Source organism: Arthrobacter sp. NQ4, from assembly GCF_029077345.1.
Classification (GTDB): domain Bacteria; phylum Actinomycetota; class Actinomycetes; order Actinomycetales; family Micrococcaceae; genus Arthrobacter.
In genome coordinates, this window is record NZ_JARETC010000001.1 from 776,751 (window position 1) to 797,701 (window position 20,951).

General features: G+C 66.1%; 22 protein-coding genes. 4 read left to right on the forward strand and 18 right to left on the reverse strand.

Annotated elements, in window-relative coordinates:
• Complete coding sequence (locus tag PUN51_RS03675) at positions 1-255, reverse strand: glutaredoxin family protein (RefSeq protein ID WP_159630828.1); 255 nt, start codon at positions 253-255, stop codon at positions 1-3.
• 78 nt (positions 256-333) lie between these two features.
• Here PUN51_RS03675 and PUN51_RS03680 point away from each other — a divergent pair, with 78 nt between their 5' ends.
• Positions 334-1,152 carry an HAD family hydrolase gene (locus tag PUN51_RS03680; protein ID WP_159630826.1) on the forward strand — a complete coding sequence of 273 codons (819 nt, stop codon included), beginning with the start codon at positions 334-336 and terminating at the stop codon, positions 1,150-1,152.
• Between the two features lie 104 nt (positions 1,153-1,256).
• Here PUN51_RS03680 and PUN51_RS03685 read toward each other — a convergent pair whose 3' ends face one another.
• The 8 genes from PUN51_RS03685 to PUN51_RS03720 form a co-directional block, all read right to left on the reverse strand.
• The gene (locus PUN51_RS03685; protein ID WP_003792170.1) at positions 1,257-1,355 is read right to left on the reverse strand and encodes a 30S ribosomal protein bS22; all 99 of its coding nucleotides are present in this window, start codon (positions 1,353-1,355) and stop codon (positions 1,257-1,259) included.
• Between the two features lie 151 nt (positions 1,356-1,506).
• Complete coding sequence (locus tag PUN51_RS03690; protein ID WP_043452394.1) at positions 1,507-1,719, reverse strand: helix-turn-helix domain-containing protein; 213 nt, start codon at positions 1,717-1,719, stop codon at positions 1,507-1,509.
• Positions 1,720-1,873: 154 nt separating this feature from the next.
• Positions 1,874-2,995, reverse strand: coding sequence for a 3-deoxy-7-phosphoheptulonate synthase (locus PUN51_RS03695; RefSeq protein ID WP_275179936.1), 1,122 nt, complete (start codon positions 2,993-2,995; stop codon positions 1,874-1,876).
• A gap of 243 nt (positions 2,996-3,238) precedes the next feature.
• A complete protein-coding gene (locus PUN51_RS03700) occupies positions 3,239-4,258 on the reverse strand; it encodes an acetylxylan esterase (protein WP_275179937.1) in 1,020 nt (339 codons plus the stop codon).
• 2 nt (positions 4,259-4,260) lie between these two features.
• The gene (locus PUN51_RS03705; protein WP_224026980.1) at positions 4,261-5,745 is read right to left on the reverse strand and encodes a rhamnulokinase; all 1,485 of its coding nucleotides are present in this window, start codon (positions 5,743-5,745) and stop codon (positions 4,261-4,263) included.
• On the reverse strand, positions 5,742-7,778 hold the full coding sequence (locus PUN51_RS03710) for a bifunctional aldolase/short-chain dehydrogenase (protein WP_275179938.1): 2,037 nt from the start codon (positions 7,776-7,778) through the stop codon (positions 5,742-5,744). Before PUN51_RS03710 ends, PUN51_RS03705 begins: the two co-directional genes overlap by 4 nt.
• A gap of 7 nt (positions 7,779-7,785) precedes the next feature.
• Positions 7,786-8,952 carry an L-rhamnose isomerase gene (rhaI, locus tag PUN51_RS03715; RefSeq protein WP_224026982.1) on the reverse strand — a complete coding sequence of 389 codons (1,167 nt, stop codon included), beginning with the start codon at positions 8,950-8,952 and terminating at the stop codon, positions 7,786-7,788.
• Between the two features lie 127 nt (positions 8,953-9,079).
• Complete coding sequence (locus tag PUN51_RS03720) at positions 9,080-9,424, reverse strand: L-rhamnose mutarotase (RefSeq protein WP_224026983.1); 345 nt, start codon at positions 9,422-9,424, stop codon at positions 9,080-9,082.
• 152 nt (positions 9,425-9,576) lie between these two features.
• On the opposite strand from PUN51_RS03720, the gene PUN51_RS03725 reads away from it, so the two are divergent.
• A complete protein-coding gene (locus PUN51_RS03725) occupies positions 9,577-10,599 on the forward strand; it encodes a LacI family DNA-binding transcriptional regulator (RefSeq protein ID WP_159630812.1) in 1,023 nt (340 codons plus the stop codon).
• Between the two features lie 13 nt (positions 10,600-10,612).
• On the opposite strand, the gene PUN51_RS03730 is transcribed toward PUN51_RS03725, so the two are convergent.
• Complete coding sequence (locus PUN51_RS03730; RefSeq protein ID WP_224026984.1) at positions 10,613-10,990, reverse strand: DUF7793 family protein; 378 nt, start codon at positions 10,988-10,990, stop codon at positions 10,613-10,615.
• 306 nt (positions 10,991-11,296) lie between these two features.
• Here PUN51_RS03730 and PUN51_RS03735 point away from each other — a divergent pair, with 306 nt between their 5' ends.
• Positions 11,297-11,863 (forward strand): ABC transporter substrate-binding protein, encoded by a 567-nt coding sequence (locus tag PUN51_RS03735; RefSeq protein WP_224026985.1) that lies wholly within the window; start codon positions 11,297-11,299, stop codon positions 11,861-11,863.
• A 64-nt stretch (positions 11,864-11,927) separates the two neighbouring features.
• Here PUN51_RS03735 and PUN51_RS03740 read toward each other — a convergent pair whose 3' ends face one another.
• The 6 genes from PUN51_RS03740 to PUN51_RS03765 all read right to left on the reverse strand — a co-directional run bounded on the left by PUN51_RS03740 (position 11,928) and on the right by PUN51_RS03765 (position 17,532).
• Positions 11,928-12,599 (reverse strand): DUF1961 family protein, encoded by a 672-nt coding sequence (locus PUN51_RS03740; RefSeq protein ID WP_275179939.1) that lies wholly within the window; start codon positions 12,597-12,599, stop codon positions 11,928-11,930.
• Positions 12,599-13,327 (reverse strand): rhamnogalacturonan acetylesterase, encoded by a 729-nt coding sequence (locus PUN51_RS03745; protein WP_275179940.1) that lies wholly within the window; start codon positions 13,325-13,327, stop codon positions 12,599-12,601. The genes PUN51_RS03740 and PUN51_RS03745 overlap by 1 nt, the downstream gene beginning before the upstream one ends.
• Before the next feature lie 33 nt (positions 13,328-13,360).
• A complete protein-coding gene (locus tag PUN51_RS03750; RefSeq protein ID WP_224026988.1) occupies positions 13,361-14,233 on the reverse strand; it encodes a carbohydrate ABC transporter permease in 873 nt (290 codons plus the stop codon).
• A gap of 2 nt (positions 14,234-14,235) precedes the next feature.
• Complete coding sequence (locus tag PUN51_RS03755) at positions 14,236-15,210, reverse strand: ABC transporter permease (protein WP_275179941.1); 975 nt, start codon at positions 15,208-15,210, stop codon at positions 14,236-14,238.
• A complete protein-coding gene (locus PUN51_RS03760) occupies positions 15,211-16,740 on the reverse strand; it encodes an extracellular solute-binding protein (protein ID WP_275179942.1) in 1,530 nt (509 codons plus the stop codon). It lies immediately after the preceding gene.
• Positions 16,741-16,863: 123 nt separating this feature from the next.
• Positions 16,864-17,532, reverse strand: coding sequence for a YesL family protein (locus tag PUN51_RS03765; protein WP_275179943.1), 669 nt, complete (start codon positions 17,530-17,532; stop codon positions 16,864-16,866).
• Positions 17,533-17,787: 255 nt separating this feature from the next.
• On the opposite strand from PUN51_RS03765, the gene PUN51_RS03770 reads away from it, so the two are divergent.
• On the forward strand, positions 17,788-18,993 hold the full coding sequence (locus PUN51_RS03770; RefSeq protein ID WP_275179944.1) for a Gfo/Idh/MocA family protein: 1,206 nt from the start codon (positions 17,788-17,790) through the stop codon (positions 18,991-18,993).
• Between the two features lie 44 nt (positions 18,994-19,037).
• Here PUN51_RS03770 and PUN51_RS03775 read toward each other — a convergent pair whose 3' ends face one another.
• Both PUN51_RS03775 and PUN51_RS03780 read right to left on the reverse strand, forming a co-directional pair.
• Complete coding sequence (locus PUN51_RS03775; RefSeq protein ID WP_275179945.1) at positions 19,038-20,306, reverse strand: MFS transporter; 1,269 nt, start codon at positions 20,304-20,306, stop codon at positions 19,038-19,040.
• Between the two features lie 2 nt (positions 20,307-20,308).
• A complete protein-coding gene (locus PUN51_RS03780; protein WP_275179946.1) occupies positions 20,309-20,941 on the reverse strand; it encodes a Poxvirus protein I5 in 633 nt (210 codons plus the stop codon).
• Between the last annotated feature and the right edge of the window lie 10 nt (positions 20,942-20,951).

Genomic DNA, 20,951 nt, shown 5'->3' on the forward strand with positions numbered 1-20,951 from the left:
CTAATTGGCCATGGCGCGCTGCAGGACGCGTTCCAGCCGGGCTTCGTCGATCTTCCAGAAGTCGCGCTGCACCCCGTCAACCAGGACCACGGGGATCTCTTCGGCGTAACGCTCCCGCAGTTCGGGCTGGTTGTCCACCAGCTCTTCGCTCCAGGTAAGGCCCAACGAGGCAGTGACCCGGCCGACGGCGTCGCGCGCCTCCTCGCAAAGGTGGCAGTCAGCTTTGGTGACCAGGACGACGCGGGGGGTAGCCATGGCTTAACGGTATCGCCGTTCGCGCCGTGCGGGTGACGCCGACGGCGGCCAGCGGGTGGATTGACTAGACTCAAGTCCATGCCCGAGGAGAAATACGTCGCCGTCGTCACCCGGCCGGTTGCTGCGCCGCAGCCCGGTGAAGCGGCGTTTTTCGATGTGGACAATACTTTGATGCGCGGGGCCAGCCTCTTCCACGTGGCGCGGAAGATGCACCAGCGCGGCGCGTTCACCCTGGCCCAGGCGGCCGGATTCGCGTGGAAGCAGTTCAAGTTCGTGGCGCGCGGTGAGAATATCGACGACGTCCATGCGGTCCGTGATTCGGCCCTGACGCTGGCCGCCGGCATCACTGTTGACGACATCAAGGCCCTCGGCGAAGAAGTCTACGACGAGATGATCGCATCGCGGATCTGGCCCGGCGCCAAGGCGTTGGCGGAACAGCACCTGCGGGTGGGCCGCCGCGTCTGGCTGGTGACGGCCACCCCCATCGAAGTGGCAACAGTCATCTCCACCCGGCTGGGGCTGACCGGAGCGCTCGGGACAGTAGGTGAGGTGTCGGACGGCATGTACACCGGGCGCCTGGTGGGGGACATCCTGCACGGCTCGGCCAAAGCCGTAGCGGTCCAGGGAATTGCGGACCAGGAGGGCCTGGACCTCAAACGCTGCTGGGCGTACAGCGATTCCTACAACGACGTGCCGCTGCTGTCACTGGTGGGACACCCCGTGGCCATCAACCCGGACGCCAAGCTTCGCCGGCACGCCCGGGACCGGAACTGGCCCGTTTATGACTTCCGCGCGGGCCGCCGCGCTGCCACGCTGGGCCTTAAGGCAGCAACCTTCGGCGGCGCTGTCTACGGCCTCTGGAAGGGCTTCGCCCGCATCCGCGGTCCCCGGGCATAAACCACCCTGCCGCAGCCAAAAGCCTGCAGTCTAAACCCTGAAGACAAAAAAATGCCCGCCGCCTTTGGAAGGCGACGGGCATTTCCACGCTGTTCGAAGTATCTCTACTTCTTGTTGCGGCGCTGGTGACGGGTCTTGCGAAGCAACTTGCGGTGCTTCTTCTTGGCCATACGCTTGCGACGCTTCTTGATAACTGAACCCACGAAAGTTCCTTACAAACTAGATGCAGTACCTGCCTGATGGGGAATGTCCGCGGACAAAGCTACGAACTGAACAACTGACAGATTCTTACAATGACGTAAAACGTTCCTTAACAGGGTACCGCTTATCGGGGGCGGCTCGGGACAGGCCGCCTCAGGCGGTCTCGGTGTGGCCGTCCACAACAGCACCTTTGAGGTACTGTTCGACGGCGTTTTCGGGGACACGGTAGGAGCGGCCGAAGCGCACCGCGGGCATTTCGCCGGAGTGAACCAGGCGGTAAACAGTCATTTTGGAGACGCGCATGACCTCGGCCACTTCAGCCACGGTCAGGAACTTCGCGTTGGAGAAGTTCTGTTCTGCCGACATTTCCCTATTTTCCTTTGCTGACGGATGGACAACAGTGACCCCAGGTACGTGCCAATGCGGTGTTCCGATGCTGAGCCATCCACCAACCACCTAAACAGATACTCTAGATGTTCATGTGGCAGATGTGAAAGTAGCGTTTCCCCTATTTCGCCCCCTAATTCGAGGCCCGGCGCTTCCGTGCCGACGCCGCCAGCTGCTCCAGGACTGACGCGGAAACATCCCAGTCCATGCAGGCGTCGGTAACGCTCTGGCCGTAGACCAGTTCCGCCCGTCCCGCGGCGTGTTCCGCAACGTCAAGGTTCTGGGCGCCGCCCACCAGGAAGCTTTCCAGCATCACACCGGCCACTGCCCGGGCCGCTGCGCCGCCTTCCTCAAGCTGGGCACCGATCTCCAGCGCCACCTCAGCCTGCCGGTGGTGGCTCTTGCCGCTGTTGGCGTGGCTCGCATCAACGATCAGGCGGGGGTTGAGCCCCTTGCCCGCCAGTTCGGTGGAGGCGCGTTCCACATCGCCCGCCGAGTAGTTGGGGCCCTTTCGGCCGCCGCGGAGGATGACGTGCGTGTCGGGGTTTCCTGCCGTTGCCACCAGCGCGGCCCGGCCTTCGCCGTCGATCCCCAGGAAGGCCTGGGCCGCCGCGGCGGCACCGCAGGCATCGATGGCAACCTGCAGGCCGCCGTCGGTGCCGTTCTTGAAGCCAATGGGCATGGAGAGCCCGGAAGCCAGCTGGCGGTGGATCTGGCTCTCGGTGGTGCGGGCACCGATGGCTCCCCAGGAGATCAGGTCCGCCATGTACTGCGGGCTGATCGGCTCCAGGAATTCGGTGGCGGTGGGCAGGCCCAGCGCCGTGACCTGCTGCAGGAACTGCCTGGCGGTGCGCAGGCCGGTCACCATGTCATGGCTGCCGTCCAGCCGGGGATCGTTGATCAGGCCCTTCCAACCCACGGTGGTGCGCGGCTTCTCGAAGTAGGTCCGCATGACGATCAGCAGGTCTTCCTTGTGCTTCTCGGCCTGGCTGACCAGCCGGCGGGCGTACTCCAGCCCGGCCTTGGGGTCGTGGATGGAGCAGGGGCCCACGATGACCAGCAGGCGGTCGTCCACGCCGTCCATGATGGCGCGCACTTCGTCGCGTCCGCGTTGGACGACGGCGGCCTCCCGGTCACCCAGCGGCAGTTTGGTGAGAAGCGCCGACGGGGCGGGCAGCGCAGTGAATTCGCTGACGCGCAGGTTGGACGTGGATTTGGTGGCGCTGGCGGGGGCGGCTGCTGTTGCGGTGCTCATGTTCGGGGTCCTGTTCCAGATGGGAAGCGGGCCCGGATTTCAGAACCCGCCGGAGAAACGGCGAAGGGCAGAGAATGATCTCTGCCCTGTTGGCTCTGAAGGAAGTTGGATGCGTGTCAGTTAGACGCGGGCCCCTCCAGAGCCAACGAAAAATACGCATACCAACGGTTAGTCATGGAAGAGACCATAAACCCGGCACACGGCGGCCGCAAAATCGGTTGCGTCACATTCCGGCGCCGCAGCCTACCCCAGGAGCTTCCGCAGGAACTGCAGCTGGCGGATCCAGTGGTGTTCCTGGCCGCCCTCATGGTTGTTAAACCGGTACACCTCAATGTCCTTCACGGCACCGGTGGCCGATGAGGCGTGGGTGCCGGTCCCGTAGGCGTTGTAGCTGGCGAACACCGTGGACGGCGGGCAGATGTCATCCATTTGCGCAGCCGAGTACAGCGCCGGAACGGTGGCCCAGCGGGCCAGGTTGACGCCGTCGAAATAGTTCAGGACGCCAAGTGCGGCGTCGTAGCGGTCCCGGTGCCGCGCCAGGAACTGGGCGATCTCCGGATAGGGCCCCCGCGGAGTGATGTCGATGGCACGGGGAAAGTCCTGCAGGAAGGGGACGTCGGGCAGCGCGGCGATGACGCCGTCGAGCCGTCCCGCGGTGAGCCCCGCCGTGGCCACCACCAGGCCACCGCCCTGGCTGACACCGGCCAGCACCACTTTGGCGGGATCGACGGCGGGGTGGGCCTGGGCAGCCTCCACCGCGCGGAAGGCGTCCACGTAGACACGGCGGTAGTAGTAGTCCTCCCGGCTGGCGATGCCCCTGGTCATGAGGCCCGCGTGCGCCACATCCCCCGCGGAGGGGTGGGGATCCGCGGTGTCCCCCAGCGTGCCGCCGTACCCCTGGCCCCGGGTGTCCATGATCAAGTGTGCGTACCCGGCCTGTGCCCACCGTGTGTCCTGGTTGGCCAGGCCGCGGCCGCCGGAATAGCCAATGTAGTTCACCACCACCGGCAGCCTGACGCCTGCCTCCCGGTTGGCCGGCAGGTGCAGCCAGCCTTTGACGGGCGCGCCGCCGAAGCCGGAGAAGGAGACGTCGAACGTATCGATCACCGTGAGGTAGTTGTCCACCGGTTCGAAGGTTGCGTCGAGCGGAAAGGCCCGCGCTTCGTCCAGGGTGGCATCCCAGAACGCCTTGAGGTCACCCGGCGGTGTGACCTCGGAGGTATAGCTGCGGAGCTGGGACAGGGGAAGGTCGAAGAGGGGCATTCCTAATTCACGCATCCTTGGCGCGCAGCGACAAGTGGCTGGTACCGGTCCAGGCTGGTCCCGGTGGCGACTATCCGGCGGAGCTCGGCCAGCCCGCCGTCGACGGCTCCGGCGGCCCGTGCCTGGACCAGCACGTTGCCCAGGGCGGTGGCTTCGACGGGTCCGGCCACCACCGGGCGCCCGGTGGCGTTGGCGGTGAGCTGGCAGAGCAGGGTGTTCTGGGAGCCGCCGCCCACCACATGCACCACGTCCACTTCACGGTTGGCGAGGCGTTCCGCAGTGGTGATGGTCCTGGCGTAGCCGGCCGCGAGGCTGTCCATGATGCAGCGGGTGATGGCCGCGGGATCATCGGCCAGGACCTCGCCGGTACGGCGGACCGCCGCGCGGATGCGCCCTGGCATGTTGTCCGGGGCGATGAAGTACGGGTCGTCGGCATTAATCCGCGGCCCGCCGACGGGGAGGGCCGCAGCGGCGGTGAGCAGGGCGGCGAGGTCGGGCTGGAAGCCTTCACCGGCCCAGGTGCGCTGGCATTCGCTCAGCAGCCACAGTCCGCCCACGTTCCGCAGGTAGCGGATGGTGCCGTCCACGCCGCGTTCATTTGTGAAGTTGGCTTCCCGGCTGGCCCCGGTGAGGACCGGATGCTTCAGTTCCAGCCCCACCAGGGACCACGTGCCGGAGGAGATGTACGCGAAGTTCTCCCCGCGGCCACCGTCTGCCACGGCGGGAACGGCCGCGACGGCGGAGGCAGTGTCGTGCGAGCCCACCGCCACCACAGGGGTCTCCGGCGGGAGGTCCACTTGCCCGGCGATGTCCGGCAGGAGTGTTCCGACGGTTTCGCCGGGCTGGATCAGCGGCGGGAACAGGTCCTTCCGCAGTCCCAGCGCCGCGAAGAATTCGGTGGCCCATTCCCCCGCCACGGCGTCAAACAGGCCGGTGGTGGAGGCGTTGGTGGCCTCGGTCCGCCGCACCCCGGTGAGCAGGAACGCAATCAGGTCCGGGATCAGGAGGGCCTGCAGCCCGTCCAGGTCCTTCTCGGTGGCCAGCTGGTAGATGGTGTTGAACTGCAGGAACTGCAGCCCCGTGGTTTGGTACAGGCGGGCGGGGTCCAGCTTGGCGTGGACGGGCGCGACGGCGGTCCTGCTGCGGTCGTCGCGGTAGCTGTACGGCTGCGCCACGAGGTTCCCCGCGCTGTCCACCAGCCCGTAGTCCACGGCCCAGGTGTCGATGCCAACGCTGGCGATCTTTTCGCCCCGGGCTGCCGCCGCCGCGGCGGCCGCACGGAGTCCCGCCAGCACCTCCGCGAACAGTGCATCGAAGTCCCAGCGGAGGCCGCCGTCGCGCTCCACCACGCCGTTGGGGAACCGGTGGACGGTTTCCAGCGCCACCCCGGCGGAGGTAACGCGGCCCAGGATCACCCGCCCGGATGAGGCGCCGATGTCGACGGCGGCGAACACCCCGCCCTCGGCCGCCCCTGCCCCCGTACTCACCGCAGGAAGGCTGCCGCCACTCCGGCGTCCACGGGAATGTGCAGGCCGGTGGTGTGGGACAGTTCGTTGCTGGTGAGGACGGCGGCCGCGTTGGCCACGTGTTCGGGCAGGACTTCGCGCTTGAGCAGGGTGCGCTGCGCGTAGTACTCGCCCAGCTTTTCCTCGTCCACGCCGTAGACCGCGGCACGTTTGGCGCCCCAGCCGCCGGCGAAGATCCCGGAGCCGCGGACCACACCGTCGGGGTTGATGCCGTTCACGCGGATGCCGTGCTCACCCAGCTCGGCGGCGAGCAGGCGCACCTGGTGGGCCTGGTCGGCCTTGGTGGCGGAGTAGGCGATGTTGTTGGGGCCGGCGAACACGGAGTTTTTGGAGGAGATGTAGATGATGTCCCCGCCCATGCCCTGCGCGATCATGACCTTCGCCGCGGCCTTGGCCACCAGGAACGAGCCTTTTGCCATGACGTTGTGCTGGAGGTCCCAGTCCTTTTCGGTGGTTTCCAGCAGCGGCTTGGAGATGGACAGGCCGGCGTTGTTGACCACCAGGTCCACGCCGCCGAACGCCAGGACAGCAGCGTCGATGGCCGCGGACACCTGCGCCTCGTCGGTGACATCTGCCTGGACGCCGATGGCGACGTCGGCACCGCCCAGCTCCTCGGCGACCTTTTGTGCGTTTTCAAGGTTGAGGTCGGCAATGACGACGCACGCGCCGTCGGACGCCAACCGTGTGGCGATGGCCTTGCCGATGCCGGACGCGGCACCGGTCACCAGGGCAACCCGGGTGGCGTGGGACTTCGGCTTGGGCATCCGGGCCAGTTTGGCTTCCTCCAGCGCCCAGTACTCGATGCGGAACTTTTCGGATTCCTCGATCGGGGCGTAGGTGGAGATGGCCTCCGCGCCGCGCATGACGTTGATTGCGTTGATATAGAACTCGCCGGCCACCCGGGCGGTCTGCTTGTTCGCCCCAAAGGAGAACATGCCCACGCCGGGGACCAGCACGATGGCCGGATCCGCGCCGCGCAGGGCCGGGCTGTCCGCGTCCTTGTGGCGGTCGTAGTAGGCCTGGTAGTCCTCGCGGTAGTCGGCGTGCAGTTCGTGCAGCCGGGCGATCGAGTCCTCCGCGCTGGCGTCGGCGGGCAGGTCCAGGATGAGCGGCTTGACCTTGGTGCGCAGGAAGTGGTCCGGGCAGGAGGTGCCGAGCGCGCCGAGACGCGGGTGTTCGGCTGCCTCGAGGAAGTCCAGGACGACGGCGTCATCACTGAAGTGCCCCAACTGCGGCCTGTCCGTGGAGGCCAGGCCGCGGATCACCGGTGCCAGGGCTGCGGCCTTGGCACGGCGTTCGGCTTCGGTCAGGGCGGCATAGCCGGGAAGCCTGGCACCGAAGGGCTCGGCCTTCCCGTTCTCTGCGATGTACTTTTCGGCCTGGTCGATGATCCAGAGCGAATTCTGCTCTGCTTCTTCGCTGGTGGCGCCCCAGGCGGTGATGCCGTGGCCGCCCAGGACGGTGCCGATGGCCTGCGGGTTGGCGTCCTTGATCGCGGCGATGTCCAGGCCCAGCTGGAAACCGGGACGGCGCCAGGGAACCCAGACCACCTTGTCACCGAAGATCTTGGTGGTCAGCGCCTCCCCGTTCACAGCCGTCGCAATGGCGATGCCGGAGTCCGGGTGCAGGTGGTCAACGTGCGCGGCGTCCACCAGGCCGTGCATGGCAGTGTCGATCGATGGGGCGGCCCCGCCTTTGCCGTGCAGGCAGTAATCGAACGCGGCCACCATCTCGTCTTCCCGTTCCACGCCCGGGTAGACATTCTTCAAAGCATTCAGCCGGTCCAGGCGCAGCACCGCAAGGTTCTGCTCCTTCAGGGTGCCCAGGTCACCACCGGAACCCTTGACCCAGAGCAGCTGGACGTCGTCGCCCGTGACGGGGTCCTTTTCGGTGCCCTTGGCGGAGGTGTTGCCGCCGGCGTAGTTCGTGTTCCGCTTGTCCGCGCCAAGGCGGTTGGAACGGGAGATCAGGTCTTCCACAGTTTTGTTCGTCATAGCTGAATCAGGCGCCCCATCCGGCTTGCTGGCCGCCCACGCGGTCCTCGTTGATCTGTTTCTGGTAACCGCTCGCCTTGAAGGCGGCCATTGGGTCCGCGGGCAGGCCGCGGGATTCACGCCACTCGGCCAGGATGGGCCGGACGTCGGTGTAGAAGGCATCGTTGAAGATGCCGTTGGCGGCCAGGACATCGCCGGCACGCTGCGCTTCGCCCAGGGCGGCGGTGTCCACCAGCAGGGCGCGCAGCGTCATTTCCTGGACATTGAGCACGGAGCGGATCTGGCCGGGGATCTTCTCTTCCAGGTTGTGGCACTGGTCCAGCATCAGGGCCACGCCGGAGTCCTTGCCGTAACCGCCGCCCCGTATCACTTCGTGCATGATGCGGAACAGCTGGAACGGGTCGGCGGCACCCACGATCAGGTCATCGTCCGCGTAGAAGCGGGAGTTGAAGTCGAAGGAACCCAGCTTGCCCAGGCGCAGCAGCTGCATCACGATGAACTCGATGTTGGTGCCCGGCGCATGGTGGCCGGTGTCCAGGCAGACGAACGCCTTCTCCCCCAAGGCCAGGGTCTGGGCGTAGGAGGTGCCCCAGTCCGGCACGTCCGTGTGATAGAACGCCGGCTCAAAGAATTTGTACTCCAGCACCAGGCGCTGCCCATCCCCCAGGGCCGCATAGATCTCCTGCAGGGACTCGGCCAGCCGGTCCTGGCGGCCGCGGATGTCATCCTGGCCCGGGTAGTTGGTGCCGTCCGCCAGCCAGATCTTCAGGTCCTGCGAACCCGTGGCGTGCATGATGTCGATGCACTCGAGGTGGTGGTCGATGGCCCGGCGCCGGACGGCCTGGTTGGAGGAGGTGAGGGAGCCGCACTTGTACTCATCATCCTGGAAGGTGTTGGAGTTGATGGTGCCCAGGCCCACGCCCAGTCCCGCCGCATACTCCCGGAGGGCGGAGTAGTCGTCCACCTTGTCCCACGGGATGTGCAGCGCCACAGTGGGGGCCAGGCCGGTCAGCTCGTGGACCTTGGCGGCGTCCGCCAGCTTCTCCTGGACCGTCCGCGGCGTGCCGGGCGTGCCGAACACCTTGAACCGCGTACCTGAATTTCCATAGGCCCACGAAGGGACCTCGATGGCAAGCTCCCCGAGCCTGCCCAGCGCCGTTGCTACGTCGTTCATGTTGGTTCTTTCCGGTGTTGAGCGTCTGTCTGATGCTTTTGGTTGGTGCCCCGCTGCTGGAGCGTGCCTGCTGGCAGTTGCCTGCTGTTCCGGTGCGCCGGTGGTCCTGCGTCCCGCGTCCTGCCGGTCAGCCTGCGGGGGGCTGTGCCGCCAGCTGGCTGTTGAGATTGAAGACTTCTTCCAGCACCTGGAACCCTTCGTCGGGCGCCTGGCCGGAGTCCTCGAACAGGGTTGCCATCTCGGCCTGCCAGCGGGCGTTCACATCCGTCAGGGCCATGCGGGCACGGACGGCGTCAAAGTCGTCGCACTCCACGTACCCCACCAGGAGCCCGTCTCCACCAAGGAACAGGGAGTAGTTGTGCCAGCCCGCCTCCTTGAGGGCGTTCAGCATTTCCGGCCACACTGCGGCATGCCTGCGCCGGTATTCGTCGATCAGCGCCGGCTGGACCGAGGAACGGAAACACACCCTCATGCGGACTCCTCCTCAAACTTCCCAAAGTTTTGAATCGTTTCATTGGTACGATTCAAAGTACTCTTGGAGTTGAGCAGGTGTCAAGCAATGGCAGAAACTTTTGATTTCCCGCGCGGAAGCTCCCGCGGCGGGCAGGTCGGCACGGAGAATCGATGAACCGCACAGCCAGTATCAAGGACGTGGCCACCCACGCGGGCGTGGCCGTGGGGACGGTGTCCAATGTCCTCAACTATCCCGACAGGGTGTCCGACCGGACCAAGGAACGGGTCCTGCGCTCCATCGACGAACTGGGGTTTGTCCGCAACGATGCCGCCCGCCAACTCCGTGTTGGCCACAGCCGCACCATCGGGCTCATCGTCCTGGACGTAGGCAACCCGTTCTTCACCTCCGTGGTCCGCGCGGCGGAGGACGCCGCAGCGCTGCAGGGAAGCGCCGTCCTGCTGGGCGACAGCGGCCACAATGCCGGCCGCGAGGCGAATTACATTGACCTCTTCCAGGAGCAGCGCGTGCAGGGCCTGCTGATCTCGCCGGTGGGCGATGTAACGGAAAGGCTGGACCTCCTCCGCGAGCGCGGCGTGCCAACGGTCCTGGTGGACCGGCTGGCTGACGAGTCCAAGTTCAGCTCGGTAGCCGTGGATGACGACGCCGGAGGCTACCTGGCTGCCCGGCACCTGCTGGACACCGGCCGCCGTCGGCTGGCTTTTGTTGGCGGCCCCATGTCCATCCGGCAGGTCGCGGACCGGCTCCAGGGGGCCCAGCGGGCCGTGAAGGAGGAGCCGGACGCCAGCCTCGAGGTGTTGGATGCTGAAGGGCAGACCGTCCTGGCTGGGCGCAGCGTGGGCGACATGCTGGTGGAGCGCGGGCGGGCTGAACTGCCCGAGGGGATTTTCTGCGCCAACGACCTCCTGGCCCTGGGCGTCATGCAGTCGCTCACTATGACGCACACGTTCCGGATCCCGGAGGACGTGGCGCTGATTGGCTATGACGACATCGACTTTGCCATCTCCGCGGTGGTTCCCCTGTCCTCCATCCGCCAGCCCACCGAACTGCTGGGCCGGACAGCCATCGAACTGCTGTCCGAAGAGGTGGAGTCCCAAAATCCCGTCCACCGGTCCGTAGTGTTCACGCCGGAGCTGGTGGTCCGCCAGAGCACGGCCGCGCCGGCCGCCGGCTGATCAGCCGGGCGCTCTACTTTCCCGTCTGCTGCAGCCACTTCATGGACTCGTCCCGGGACGTGAAGAAGCGGGTAGGGCAGGGCGGATTATGGACTCCCAGGAAGAAATTCGCGATGATCCGGTCCACCGGGCTCGATCCAAGCAGGGCAATCCGGTTGGCGGCGCAGGGGATGGAGAACACCGAGCGGGCCTGGATACTGACGTTCTCCGTGGTGGCCATGTCCACCAGCATTGGATAGTTGCCGTCTCCTGCTATGCGGTTCACCGCAGCCATCGCCGCCTGTGCGTCCTCGACTTCTATGCGGACTTTGGGCTCCCACATGAGGTGGATGACGCCGTCAGCGCTCAGTTCCACGGTTCCCTTGCCGCCGTCGACCATTATGGGCTCCATACCCCGCCTCCCTCCAGTGGGCAGTTCCTGAACCCCTCTATCTTGCACCAGGCCGCCCGGCCCAGGCATCCTGGCGCCCGACAAACAGCGCCGCAACCCCGACTTGACTACTCAGCATGCTTACTAATAGGTTGATCGACGTGCCCGTGGCCTGGATCACCATCCGGAGCTGCGTGTCGCGGCCCGACAGGGCTGCATCTGAAACAAGTGCATTTGAAATAACCAGTTCCGCCGGGGTTCTCCATGGGGGCGGAGCCTCGGGGGGTTCAGAGCGCCGCAACCCGGCGCTGAAAGGATTTACCGAAAATGCGAACAAAGGTCTCAGCTTCAGTCACTGCCATTGCCCTCTCCGGCGCCATGCTCTTCGGCATGGCAGGCCCGGCGACGGCAGCAGCACCCGCGGCTCCTTCTGCCGCTTCCCAGTCATCCCAGACAGCCAACGTCACTGGAACCATCAACCAGACCATTGACGGCGTGGGCACCTTCGTGGGCTCGTTTACGCCATCCAACTTCAGCGTCCAGAACGGCCAGCTGACCGTCACCGGCTTGGTGCAGGGTACCTTCACCGATCTTGCCGGCGTGGCCACTCCGGTGAGCCAGACCGTGACCACCACGGCTGCTGCGGCCCCCACCACCAACGCCGCGACGGCCACAGGAGGCGGTTGCGACATCGTGAACCTGGTCCTCGGGCCGCTGCACCTGGACGTCCTGGGGCTCAATGTCGACCTGAACCAGGTGGTCCTGGACATTGTTGCGCAGTCGGGGGCGGGCAAACTTGTCGGCAACCTGCTCTGCGCGGTCACCGGGCTCCTTGACGGCGGCAATGGCCTCAGCGGCCTGGCCAACCTGCTCAACCGGCTGCTGGGGCTCTAGTTCCCGGCAGTCCACAAGGCAGCACGATGGGCAGTCCCCCGGGACTGCCCATCGTCGTGTTCGCCTAAATCTTCGCCACCACCAGGTTGCGGTAGGCCGCCCGGAGCGGGGCCATCTGCCGGAAACCAATCCGGCCGCCGCCGAGCACCTTCGACGACGGATCCTGCCACTCGAAGAGCAGCAGCCCATTGATGGAAAACGCCGCCAGGGGCCCGTCCTTCACCAGTTCCAGGCGGTAGAAGTCCGTGGCATCCTCCGCGGGCGGCAACGGGTCCGCGCCCTGCGCCACCAACTCGAAGCCGGCACTTTTGCGCAGGTTGCAGGTGCGGAACGTGCGCTCGGACGGGAACTTGTGGCGGAAATAGGAGACGTGCAGGGCATCGATATCACCCGAATGGTACTGGGGGTAGTAGCCCGTCCTGGGCGCGAGGGCCGGGCTGAAGAGGTCCTGCCCGCGGTGTCCGGTGGCCGCGAAGAACAGCATGGCCAGGCCCGGCTCGGCGAGCGGGCGGAATTCCCAGCTGATGCGGATGCCGTCCGGGAAGTTCTCCGGGCACCACAACGTCCAGTGCGCGTGGTCGCCGAATTCCTGGTCGTCCAGCGCACCGGACAGCTCCAGGGCACCCTCGTGGCTGCCGCCGCTCAACGGCCCTTCCGCTACCCATCCAGCCACGTCATCGGGCCCCGCCAGCGGGTTGCTGTAGAGGATCCGCTCCCTAACCGCTGCCGCCCCCACTAGGCGCGTCCCGCCGTCGTACGCATCCCCCTGGTGTCGGCCGGCTCCGCCTCTCCAGCCGGCCCGTACCCCAGCCGGCGCAGCTGCCGTGCCACCTCCCCGGCCACCAGCGAGGCACCGTGCCGGGAGAAATGCGTATTGTCCACCAGGCCGCCCGGCCAATGGGCATGCTCCCCCGGGGCGAAGTGGCAGAAGATCTCCCTGGATCCGTCCCGGCCCAGCCGGAGATACAGGTGGCGGGTCCACGCGTTGAGGTCCACCACGGGGACCCCGAGCTCCTGCCCCAGTTCGCGGACCACCTCCGGATAGTCCTCCAGGCTCTCTGCGAGGACGTCCGACGACGGCCCCTCCCCCGGGTGCCTGCCGTCCAGGAAGTGCCGGCGCTCCACGGAGGTGCACAGCACCACTGCCGAGCCCCGGGCGCGCACCTCCCCCACCATGGTTCGCAGGTTGGCCGCGTAGCCGGTGCGGGCGGCCAGGTGCGGCTTCTTCTGGTCGTTGTGGCCGAACTGGATGAGCACGGCATCGTCCGGGCCTGCTTCGGTGAGCAGCTCCGCCCAGAGCCCCTCAGTGCGGAAGGATTCGGTGTCGGCGCCGCCCTTGGCGAAGTTGTGTACCGTGCCCCACGTGCAGGTGAAGGGTGCCAGCTGCGCTCCCCAGCCGCTCATGGGGAACTCGTGCGTGGGACAGTTGGCAACGGTGGAATCTCCGGCCAGCAGGATTTTCATGGTGGTTCTTTCCTTTGATGCCCGCGGGCAGAGTCAGCCTTTGACGGAGCCGATGAGCATACCCTTGGCGAAATGCTTTTGCAGGAACGGGTAGAAGATGAGGATGGGCAGCGTGGCCACCACGATCACGGCGAACTTGATGCCCTGTTCGGGCGGGATGTAGTTGGGATCAACGTTGCCCGTGCCCAACAGGTCCGACGCCGCCGTAACCTGGCGCAGGTACATCTGGAGGGTCCACTTGGAGTTGTCGCTCAGGTAGAGCAGGGGCGACATGAAGTCGTTCCAGATGCCCACGGCGTAGAACAGCGCGAAAGTGGCCAGGACCGGCTTGGACAGCGGCAGCAGGATCCGCCACAGGATCCCGATCTCGGTGGCGCCGTCCATCTTGGCCGATTCCTCCAGTTCGGCAGGGAGTTCCTGGAAGAAGTTCTTGATGATGATCAGGCTGAACGGGTTGATGGCCGCCGGCAGGATCAGGGCCCAATAGGAGTTGAGCAGGCCCAGGTCCTTGACCAGCAGGAACGTGGGGATCATGCCGCCGGAGAAGACCATGGCAAAGACCACCAGGGACAGGATGGCGTTCCTGCCCCGCAGGGTTTTCTTGGCCAGCGGATAGGCCATGGTCACGGTGAAGGCCAGCTGGACCAGGGTGCCCACCGCGGTGACCAGGATGGTGGTCACCAGGGCGCGGACGAACGCCGGGGTGGCGAAGATGTATTCGTAGGAGCCCAGGGTGAACTGCTCGGGCCAGACGAAGAATGCCCGGCGCGTAATTTCGGCTTCGGTGGCAAACGATCCGGCGAAGACGTACACGAACGGCAACAGGGTAATGAGGCCGATCAGGGACAGGAAGACGTAGTTGGCGGCGTCAAAGATCCGGCCGCCGCGGGTGTTGTGGATTTTCATGGCTAGAACAGTCCGCTCTGGTTGAATCGCTTGGCCAGCCAGTTGGTGCCGAAGATCAGCACGATGCCCACCAGCGATTTGAACAGGCCCACGGCGGTGGAGTAGCTGTAGGCGCCCTGCGTGATGCCTACGAAGTAGACGTACGTGTCAAAGACATCCGCCACCTCACGGTTCAGCGCGTTGGTCATCAGGTAAATCTGTTCGAACCCGGTGTTGAGCATCTGCCCGATGGCCAGGATCAGCATCACGATGATCGTGGAACGGATCGCGGGAAGCGTGATGTGCCAGACGCGCCGGAACCGGCCCGCGCCATCGATGATCGCTGCTTCGTACTGGTCCTGGTCCACAGTGGAAAGGGCGGCCAGGAAGATGATGGTGCCCCAGCCGGTGTTCTTCCAGATCTCCTGCAGCACGATCAGTGGCCGGAACCAGGCGGGATCTGACAGGAAATCGATGTGCGTGCCCATGGCGTTGTTCAGGAACTGGAACAGTGGCCCGATGTCCAGGGCAAACAGCAGGAAGCTCAGCGACGCCACGATGGTCCAGGACAGGAAGTGCGGGATGTACACCAGCGTCTGGACCGTGCGCTTGAGGATGGACAGCCGGACTTCGTTCAGCAGCAGCGCCAGGATGATGGTCAGCGGGAAGGCCACCCCGAGGTTCAGGAAGGCCAGGATCAGGGTGTTGCCCAGCAGCCGCGGGAAGTCCGGGTTGGCGAAGAAGTCCTCGAAATTCCGGAACCCCACCCACGGGCTGCCGTTGACGCCCAGGAACGGGACGTAGTCCTTGAAGGCGATGCTGACCCCGTACATGGGGGCGTAGCGGAACACCGCGAAGTACACCACGCCAGGCAGCAGCAGAAGGTACAGCCATTTGTAGTGCGCGAAATGGACGGAGAACCTGCCCCCGTTCCGGGGAGCGGGAGCGGTCCTGCGCGTCCGCTCCCCGGCCAGGGTGTCAATGACAGGGGCTGCCATTTACTTGTTGTCCTGCCAGAGCTTGTTGATTTCTTCCTTGACCTTGTTGCCGCCGCTGGTGTCCCACAGCTTGATGGCATCCTTGAGGCCCTGTTCATCGATCTGTCCAGCCAGGTACTTGATCCGGGCGTCGGCCACAATGTTGTCCAACTGGGCGCCCTTGGCCACATAGGTGGCCGAAACGTAGGGTGCGGCCGGGTTGTAGACGGCACTCTTGAGGTCTTGGGCCATGACGTCGGTGCGCTTGTCGAAGACCTGCTGCTCGTAGTCGGAGGCCTGCTTCACCGGGTAGAACTCGTTGCCGGCAACGTTCATGCCCAGCTGGGCGTAGCTCTTGATGTCGGTGGTGACAGCCTTGCCCTCCGGCGTCTCCGGTTTGATGGTGGCGGCCTTGCCGGCCTCCACCGTAAAGTTCACGCCCTCGATGCCGTTGTTCAGCAGGACCGCAACATCCTTGCCGTTCATGGTGTTGAGGAAGGCCAGGACCTTGTCCAGTTCGGCCTCGCTCTTGACGCTGGCCTTGGGGATCGCAAGGAAGCCTGAGTAGCCGTCGGTGGGGTGGGCGTGCAGTTTGCCGTCCGGGCCTTCGAGGTTGCCCACGAAGCCCACTTTGTTCTGGAAGTTGGTGGGGTCTGCCTGCTTGAAGAGGTTGATGAGCACGCTCACCCGGGAATCGACGTCGACGATGATGCCGCCCTTGCCGTTGAAGAACGGCTCGTTCCACTTGGTGCTGTCGAAGGTGGCGAAGTCGGGGTTGATGAGCTTTTCGTCAACCATCTTCTTGATGAAACGGTCCGCCTCGAGGAACTCGTCGGTTTCGAAGCTGGGGATAAGCTTCCCGTCCCGCTCCGTCCAGCGGTTCCCGGCGCCGTACCATTCCTCGATCAGGTCGTAGGGGCTGTTGGTGCCCAGCGCACCCCACTTGGGGATGGTGATGCCGTAGGTGTCATTGACGCCATTGCCGTCCGGATCCTGCTCGGTGAAGGCCTCTGCCACCTTGTACAGGTCCTCCGTGGTTTTGGGCGGCTGCAGGCCCAGCTTGTCCAGCCAGTCCTGCCGGAACATGACGGCCGCACGCATGGGGGAACGGCCGCGGAAGACGCCGTAAACCTTGCCGTTGACGCTGGCGTTCTTCTGGATGTCCGGGAAAGTGGTCTTGAGGTTGGGGTACTTGTCCAGCTTGTCGGTGAGGTCCCAGAACGCGCCCGCCTGGGCGTTCTTGACGAAGCCGGGTGTTTTGCCCTGGATCACCATGACCTGCGGAATGTCGGATCCCGCCAGCGTGATGTTGGTCTTGTCCTCATAGGAGGCGTTCGGCGCCCAGTTGATTTTGACCTGTTTGCCGGTGAGCTCCTCCAGCTTCTTCTGCACCGCGCCGTCCGCTGCAGGCGGCTGGGCCTCCAGGAACGGGGCCATGATGGACACCGAAGTGAGGTCCGCGGCCGGGGCGTCCCCGCCGCTGCACGCGGTGAGGGACAGCGCCGTGGCCGTTACGACGGCGGCGGCCAGGGAGAGTTTGCGATGGATCATATGTCGTCCTTTTCCACTTCTTTGGGGTTTGTTGGGCTGGCTGGCCCACGGTTTTGATACGTTTCATTCATGCGTCCGCCCAGGGCAGCGCCCACCATCGGCAACCAAGGGCGGGGAGCAGCGTCAGGCGGCGGTGGCCCCCTGCAGGGCGGTGCGCGCGGCAGGCTCCCCCGCTGCGGCCGCCGACTCGTCATTGGCCGCGAAGAAGCGGTCACACAACCAGCCGGTGAGGTAGAGCCAGGCCCCGATGCTGAAGAATGGAACCAGGCCCGGAAGGCAACTGCTGGCGTAAAGTACCGCGGCGGAAACGAAGAGCAGGATGACCGTTCCCGCCAGGTGCCGCAGGGCGAACCGGGACGACATCAGCAGGTACTGGAACAGGGGCAACTCGTACCGGGCATACATGGGGAACACGTAGCAAACGGCCCCCGCCAGGAAGATGGCGGCAACCAGGATGCCGACGGCCATGAACTGCGCCAGGACTCCCCTGCCTCCCGAAAAATAGTTCCAGTTCAGGACAAGGGCCCCCGCGACGGCCATGACCGGGAGCGCCAGGGCGTTGGCCCGGAGGAAGTTCCGGAAGTATGCGGAGGCGAACCCCCGCAGCAGCGGAACAGCATCGCCTGCGGCCCGCTTGCGCACCGCAATCTGTGCCGCAGCGGCGGCCGGACCTGCACCAAAAATGCCAAAACCCAGCAGGGTGAAGGCGATCCACAGCAGGTTCAGGCCGGCGATCCACACGAGCGTGTCAAAAAATGAGTAGGCGCGCGCACTGAAGGTCCCGGACAGCATGGCACGGCTCCCTTCTGTTCTCCATCGTTGCAGAGGCGAAGCGGAAAGTGTCCCGCATCACGCCGGTAATCGGTTTCTCGAAAATGTAGACCCACCGTCCATCCACGGTCAAGCGGAATTTTGAATCGTTACATAGCTGGACGGCGACTTGCCGTGTGCCGCACACTAAAAGGTGGAAAGCGCTTGCTGACTCGATGCATGCGCAGATGATGCCGGTGCCCGCAAGGCGGGAGCCGGTGGGCAGAACGGAGAACCATGGAAACGGCAACGGAAGCCGCCGGCAGCGCCGCCGCGGCTTCAGCAACAACCCCGGCACGGGTTGCACTGGTGGGAGTGCACGGCTTCGGCACCCACCACCTGCGGAACCTCCAGCGCCTGCAGGCGGCAGGCAGTGTCAGCCTGGTCGCCGTGGCGGACCCGCAGCCCCCGGCACCCGGCGCCCTCCCGCCGTCGGCCGCCATCTACCAGGGGCTCGAGGAGCTCCTCACCGCCACCCGGGACCTGGACCTGGTCATCGTGGCCACACCCATCCAGACGCATGCCCCGCTGGCCCTGGCCGCCCTGGCCACTGACGCTGAGCTGTACCTTGAGAAGCCACCCGTCGCCTCCCTGGCCGACTTCAACCGGTTGTGCACGGCAGCCGCCAGGTCCGGCCACGGGGTGCAGATCGGCTTCCAGAGCCTGGGCTCGCACGCGCTTGGAGCTATCGAAGAACTGCTTGCCGCCGGGACCATCGGAACACTGGAGGGCATCTCCGCCACCGGCCGCTGGGTCCGGGACCGGGCCTACTACACGCGCTCCCGTTGGGCAGGAAAACGCAGCATCAATGGCGTGGATGTGGTGGATGGCGTGGCCACCAACCCCTTGGCGCACGCGGTGGCAACCGCCCTCCGGATTGCCGGGGCGCGCACCACAGCAGACCTCGCATCAGTGGAAACCGAGCCGTACCGCGCCAATGACATCGAGTCGGATGACACCTCCGTGATCCGGATCCGCACCGCCTCGGGCCTGCCCATCACCTGCGCCCTGACCATCTGCGCCGCGGAGTCCGTTGAACCGTACGTCACGCTGCAAGGTTCGGCCGGCACGGCGGTGTTCCACTACACCGAGGACCGGCTGACGGTGGAGACGGCGGCCGGGCGCACGGAGGAAACCTTTGGCCGGGACGACCTGGCGGAGAATCTCCTGGCCCACCGCGGCCACGGCGTTCCGCTGACCAGCAGCCTGGCGGACAGCGGAGCCTTCATGCTGGTGCTGGAAGCCATCCGGACCGCACCGCCGCCCGCCCCCATCGATCCCGCCTGCGTCCGCTGGGAAGGCGAAGGAGACGCTGCGCATGCCGTGGTGGTAGGCATCGAGGAAGCCCTGGAGCGCGCCGGCCGGCAGCATGCCACGTTCAGCGAAATTGGGCTCCCCTGGGCTGTGGCCGCGCCGGTGGCCTTCGACATCCCCGCGTCCTGATGCGGTTCAGGACCCGGCGGCGCAGCCGGCCGCCGGGTCTTTCACTATCGTGCAGCAACACCCCGGCGCCGTCCGTGGCGCCACAGGAGCAGGCCCACCACGGCCGCGGAGAGCATGCCCAGTCCGCCGGTGACCACCAGCCCGGTCCGGACGCCGAACTGTTCCGTCAACCAGCCCGCCAGGAGGCCGCCGCAGGCGTGGCCGCCCAGCAGGAGAGGAAGGTACAGGGCCATCACCCGGCCGCGGATGGCAGGCCCGGCCTCGAGCTGGACGGCCGTGGCTGCGCTGGTGAGGAACAGCAACGTCATGATGCCCACCACCGCCAGCATCGCCACAAACAACACCAGGGTGGGCATCAGGGCGGCCACCAGCTGGGACAGCCCAAAAAGCCCCGCCGCGGCCACAATGCCCCTGCGGCCCATGGTCCCCAGCCGGGCTGCCAGGAGGGCACCGGCCAGGGCGCCGCCGGCGCTGACCATGTTGAAGAGGCCAAAGCCCTCCACGCCGTTGTGCCACACGTCCTGGGCGAAGGCCGCGAGGACCACCGGCCCGTTCATGCCGAAGGCGCCCAGCAGGCCGGCCAGCAGGATGAGGAGCAGCAGGCGCGGGCGTTCACGGACGTAGCGGAAGCCGGCAAGCACCTGCCCGCGGCCCCGCTCGGCGGGTGTACCGGGATGCAGTTCGTGCGGCCGGATGCCGGCGATCAGGCCCAGCACCACCAACCCGATCACTGCGTTTGAAGCGAAGGCCGCGGCCGGCCCTGCCTGCGCGATCAGCACGCCGCCCAGCGCGGGGCCGGCCATGGCACCCAGCTGGGCGAGGGCGTTGTTCAGTCCGATGGCGGGACGCAGGGCTGCGTCGCCCACCACCTCATTGACGAAGACCTGGCGGGTGGGCTGGTCAACCGCCGCGGTGATGCCCAGCGCCATGCAGCTGGCGTAAACAACCCAGACCGTAATGGTGCCGCTGGCAGCACAGGCCGCCAGCCCGAGGCCGAGCAGCACAATGACGGACTGGCACACCATCATGATCCTGCGCTTGGGGAAGATGTCCACCACCAGGCCGGCAAGCGGCCCCACCACGAGCATGGGCAGGAACTGAAGGGCGACGGCGGCCCCCACCGCTGCCGGGCTCCCCGTCAGTTGCAGCACCAGCCAGTCCTGCGCCAGCCGCTGCATCCAGACGCCAAGGCTGCCGGCGAGCTGCATGCCCAGGAAGAGCCGGTAGTTGTGCTGCTTAAGGGGGTGGAACCAGCGCGGCTGGCTGATACCCGGGCGTGCAGACGGTGCGGGGCGGGTGCGGCGGGACGGCACGGTCAGCGTCGGGCGCGGCTGGAGCGCAGTTTCACTGCGGCGGCGGCAAGGATCAGGGTACCGGGGACCACGACAAAGAGCGCGGCGAGCATCCAGACAAACACCACGGCGCAGAACAGGGCGGCCGCCAGGAGCAGGGACCCCGTCCAGTCGCGCAGGGACACGTCCTTACCCACCTGGAGGGCCTGGTGCCAGGTGTCCTTGCCCGTGGCACCGGAAGCCGTGGCGTCGGACCAGGCGGATGCGGTGCGCAGGAGCAGGATGGCGCCGCATCCGGCGAGTATCAGCGTGGCTGGAAGGACCACTTCGCGGCCCGGCAGCTGCCCCACCCATGCGAGCAGGAGGTTGAGGACAATCACGACGCCGGCTCCCGCCGTCGTGATTCCCAGCTTCCAGCTGCCCGGCAGGGCAGCCCTGAACAGGCTCCACAGCCCCCGGACGGAATCGTCCCTGCCATTGAGGTGCCGTTCAAGGTGCGCGGTCCCGGCCGCGTAGGCGGCGGGGATGGTGGCCAGCGGTATGGACAGCACCAGCACCAGCACCCCCGCCAGGAGGGTTTCGGAAAACAGGGCGAACCGGTTCACCGGGATTGGTTCGTGGCCCGGGGCGGATGTGGTGCTGTCCATGGCGCTCATTGTCCTTTGC

Excerpts from the sequence above, each read along its gene's own strand:
- PUN51_RS03680 (WP_159630826.1), top strand. The coding sequence starts at position 334 with ATGCCCGAGGAGAAATACGTCGCCGTCGTCACCCGGCCGGTTGCTGCG.
- PUN51_RS03675 (WP_159630828.1), bottom strand. The coding sequence starts at position 255 with ATGGCTACCCCCCGCGTCGTCCTGGTCACCAAAGCTGACTGCCACCTT.
- PUN51_RS03755 (WP_275179941.1), bottom strand. The coding sequence starts at position 15,210 with ATGGCAGCCCCTGTCATTGACACCCTGGCCGGGGAGCGGACGCGCAGG.
- PUN51_RS03730 (WP_224026984.1), bottom strand. The coding sequence starts at position 10,990 with ATGGAGCCCATAATGGTCGACGGCGGCAAGGGAACCGTGGAACTGAGC.
- PUN51_RS03720 (WP_224026983.1), bottom strand. The coding sequence starts at position 9,424 with ATGAGGGTGTGTTTCCGTTCCTCGGTCCAGCCGGCGCTGATCGACGAA.
- PUN51_RS03770 (WP_275179944.1), top strand. The coding sequence starts at position 17,788 with ATGGAAACGGCAACGGAAGCCGCCGGCAGCGCCGCCGCGGCTTCAGCA.
- PUN51_RS03725 (WP_159630812.1), top strand. The coding sequence starts at position 9,577 with ATGAACCGCACAGCCAGTATCAAGGACGTGGCCACCCACGCGGGCGTG.
- PUN51_RS03735 (WP_224026985.1), top strand. The coding sequence starts at position 11,297 with ATGCGAACAAAGGTCTCAGCTTCAGTCACTGCCATTGCCCTCTCCGGC.
- PUN51_RS03710 (WP_275179938.1), bottom strand. The coding sequence starts at position 7,778 with ATGACGAACAAAACTGTGGAAGACCTGATCTCCCGTTCCAACCGCCTT.
- PUN51_RS03745 (WP_275179940.1), bottom strand. The coding sequence starts at position 13,327 with ATGAAAATCCTGCTGGCCGGAGATTCCACCGTTGCCAACTGTCCCACG.
- PUN51_RS03695 (WP_275179936.1), bottom strand. The coding sequence starts at position 2,995 with ATGAGCACCGCAACAGCAGCCGCCCCCGCCAGCGCCACCAAATCCACG.
- PUN51_RS03780 (WP_275179946.1), bottom strand. The coding sequence starts at position 20,941 with ATGAGCGCCATGGACAGCACCACATCCGCCCCGGGCCACGAACCAATC.
- PUN51_RS03750 (WP_224026988.1), bottom strand. The coding sequence starts at position 14,233 with ATGAAAATCCACAACACCCGCGGCGGCCGGATCTTTGACGCCGCCAAC.
- PUN51_RS03765 (WP_275179943.1), bottom strand. The coding sequence starts at position 17,532 with ATGCTGTCCGGGACCTTCAGTGCGCGCGCCTACTCATTTTTTGACACG.
- rhaI (WP_224026982.1), bottom strand. The coding sequence starts at position 8,952 with ATGAACGACGTAGCAACGGCGCTGGGCAGGCTCGGGGAGCTTGCCATC.
- PUN51_RS03700 (WP_275179937.1), bottom strand. The coding sequence starts at position 4,258 with ATGCCCCTCTTCGACCTTCCCCTGTCCCAGCTCCGCAGCTATACCTCC.
- PUN51_RS03760 (WP_275179942.1), bottom strand. The coding sequence starts at position 16,740 with ATGATCCATCGCAAACTCTCCCTGGCCGCCGCCGTCGTAACGGCCACG.
- PUN51_RS03690 (WP_043452394.1), bottom strand. The coding sequence starts at position 1,719 with ATGTCGGCAGAACAGAACTTCTCCAACGCGAAGTTCCTGACCGTGGCT.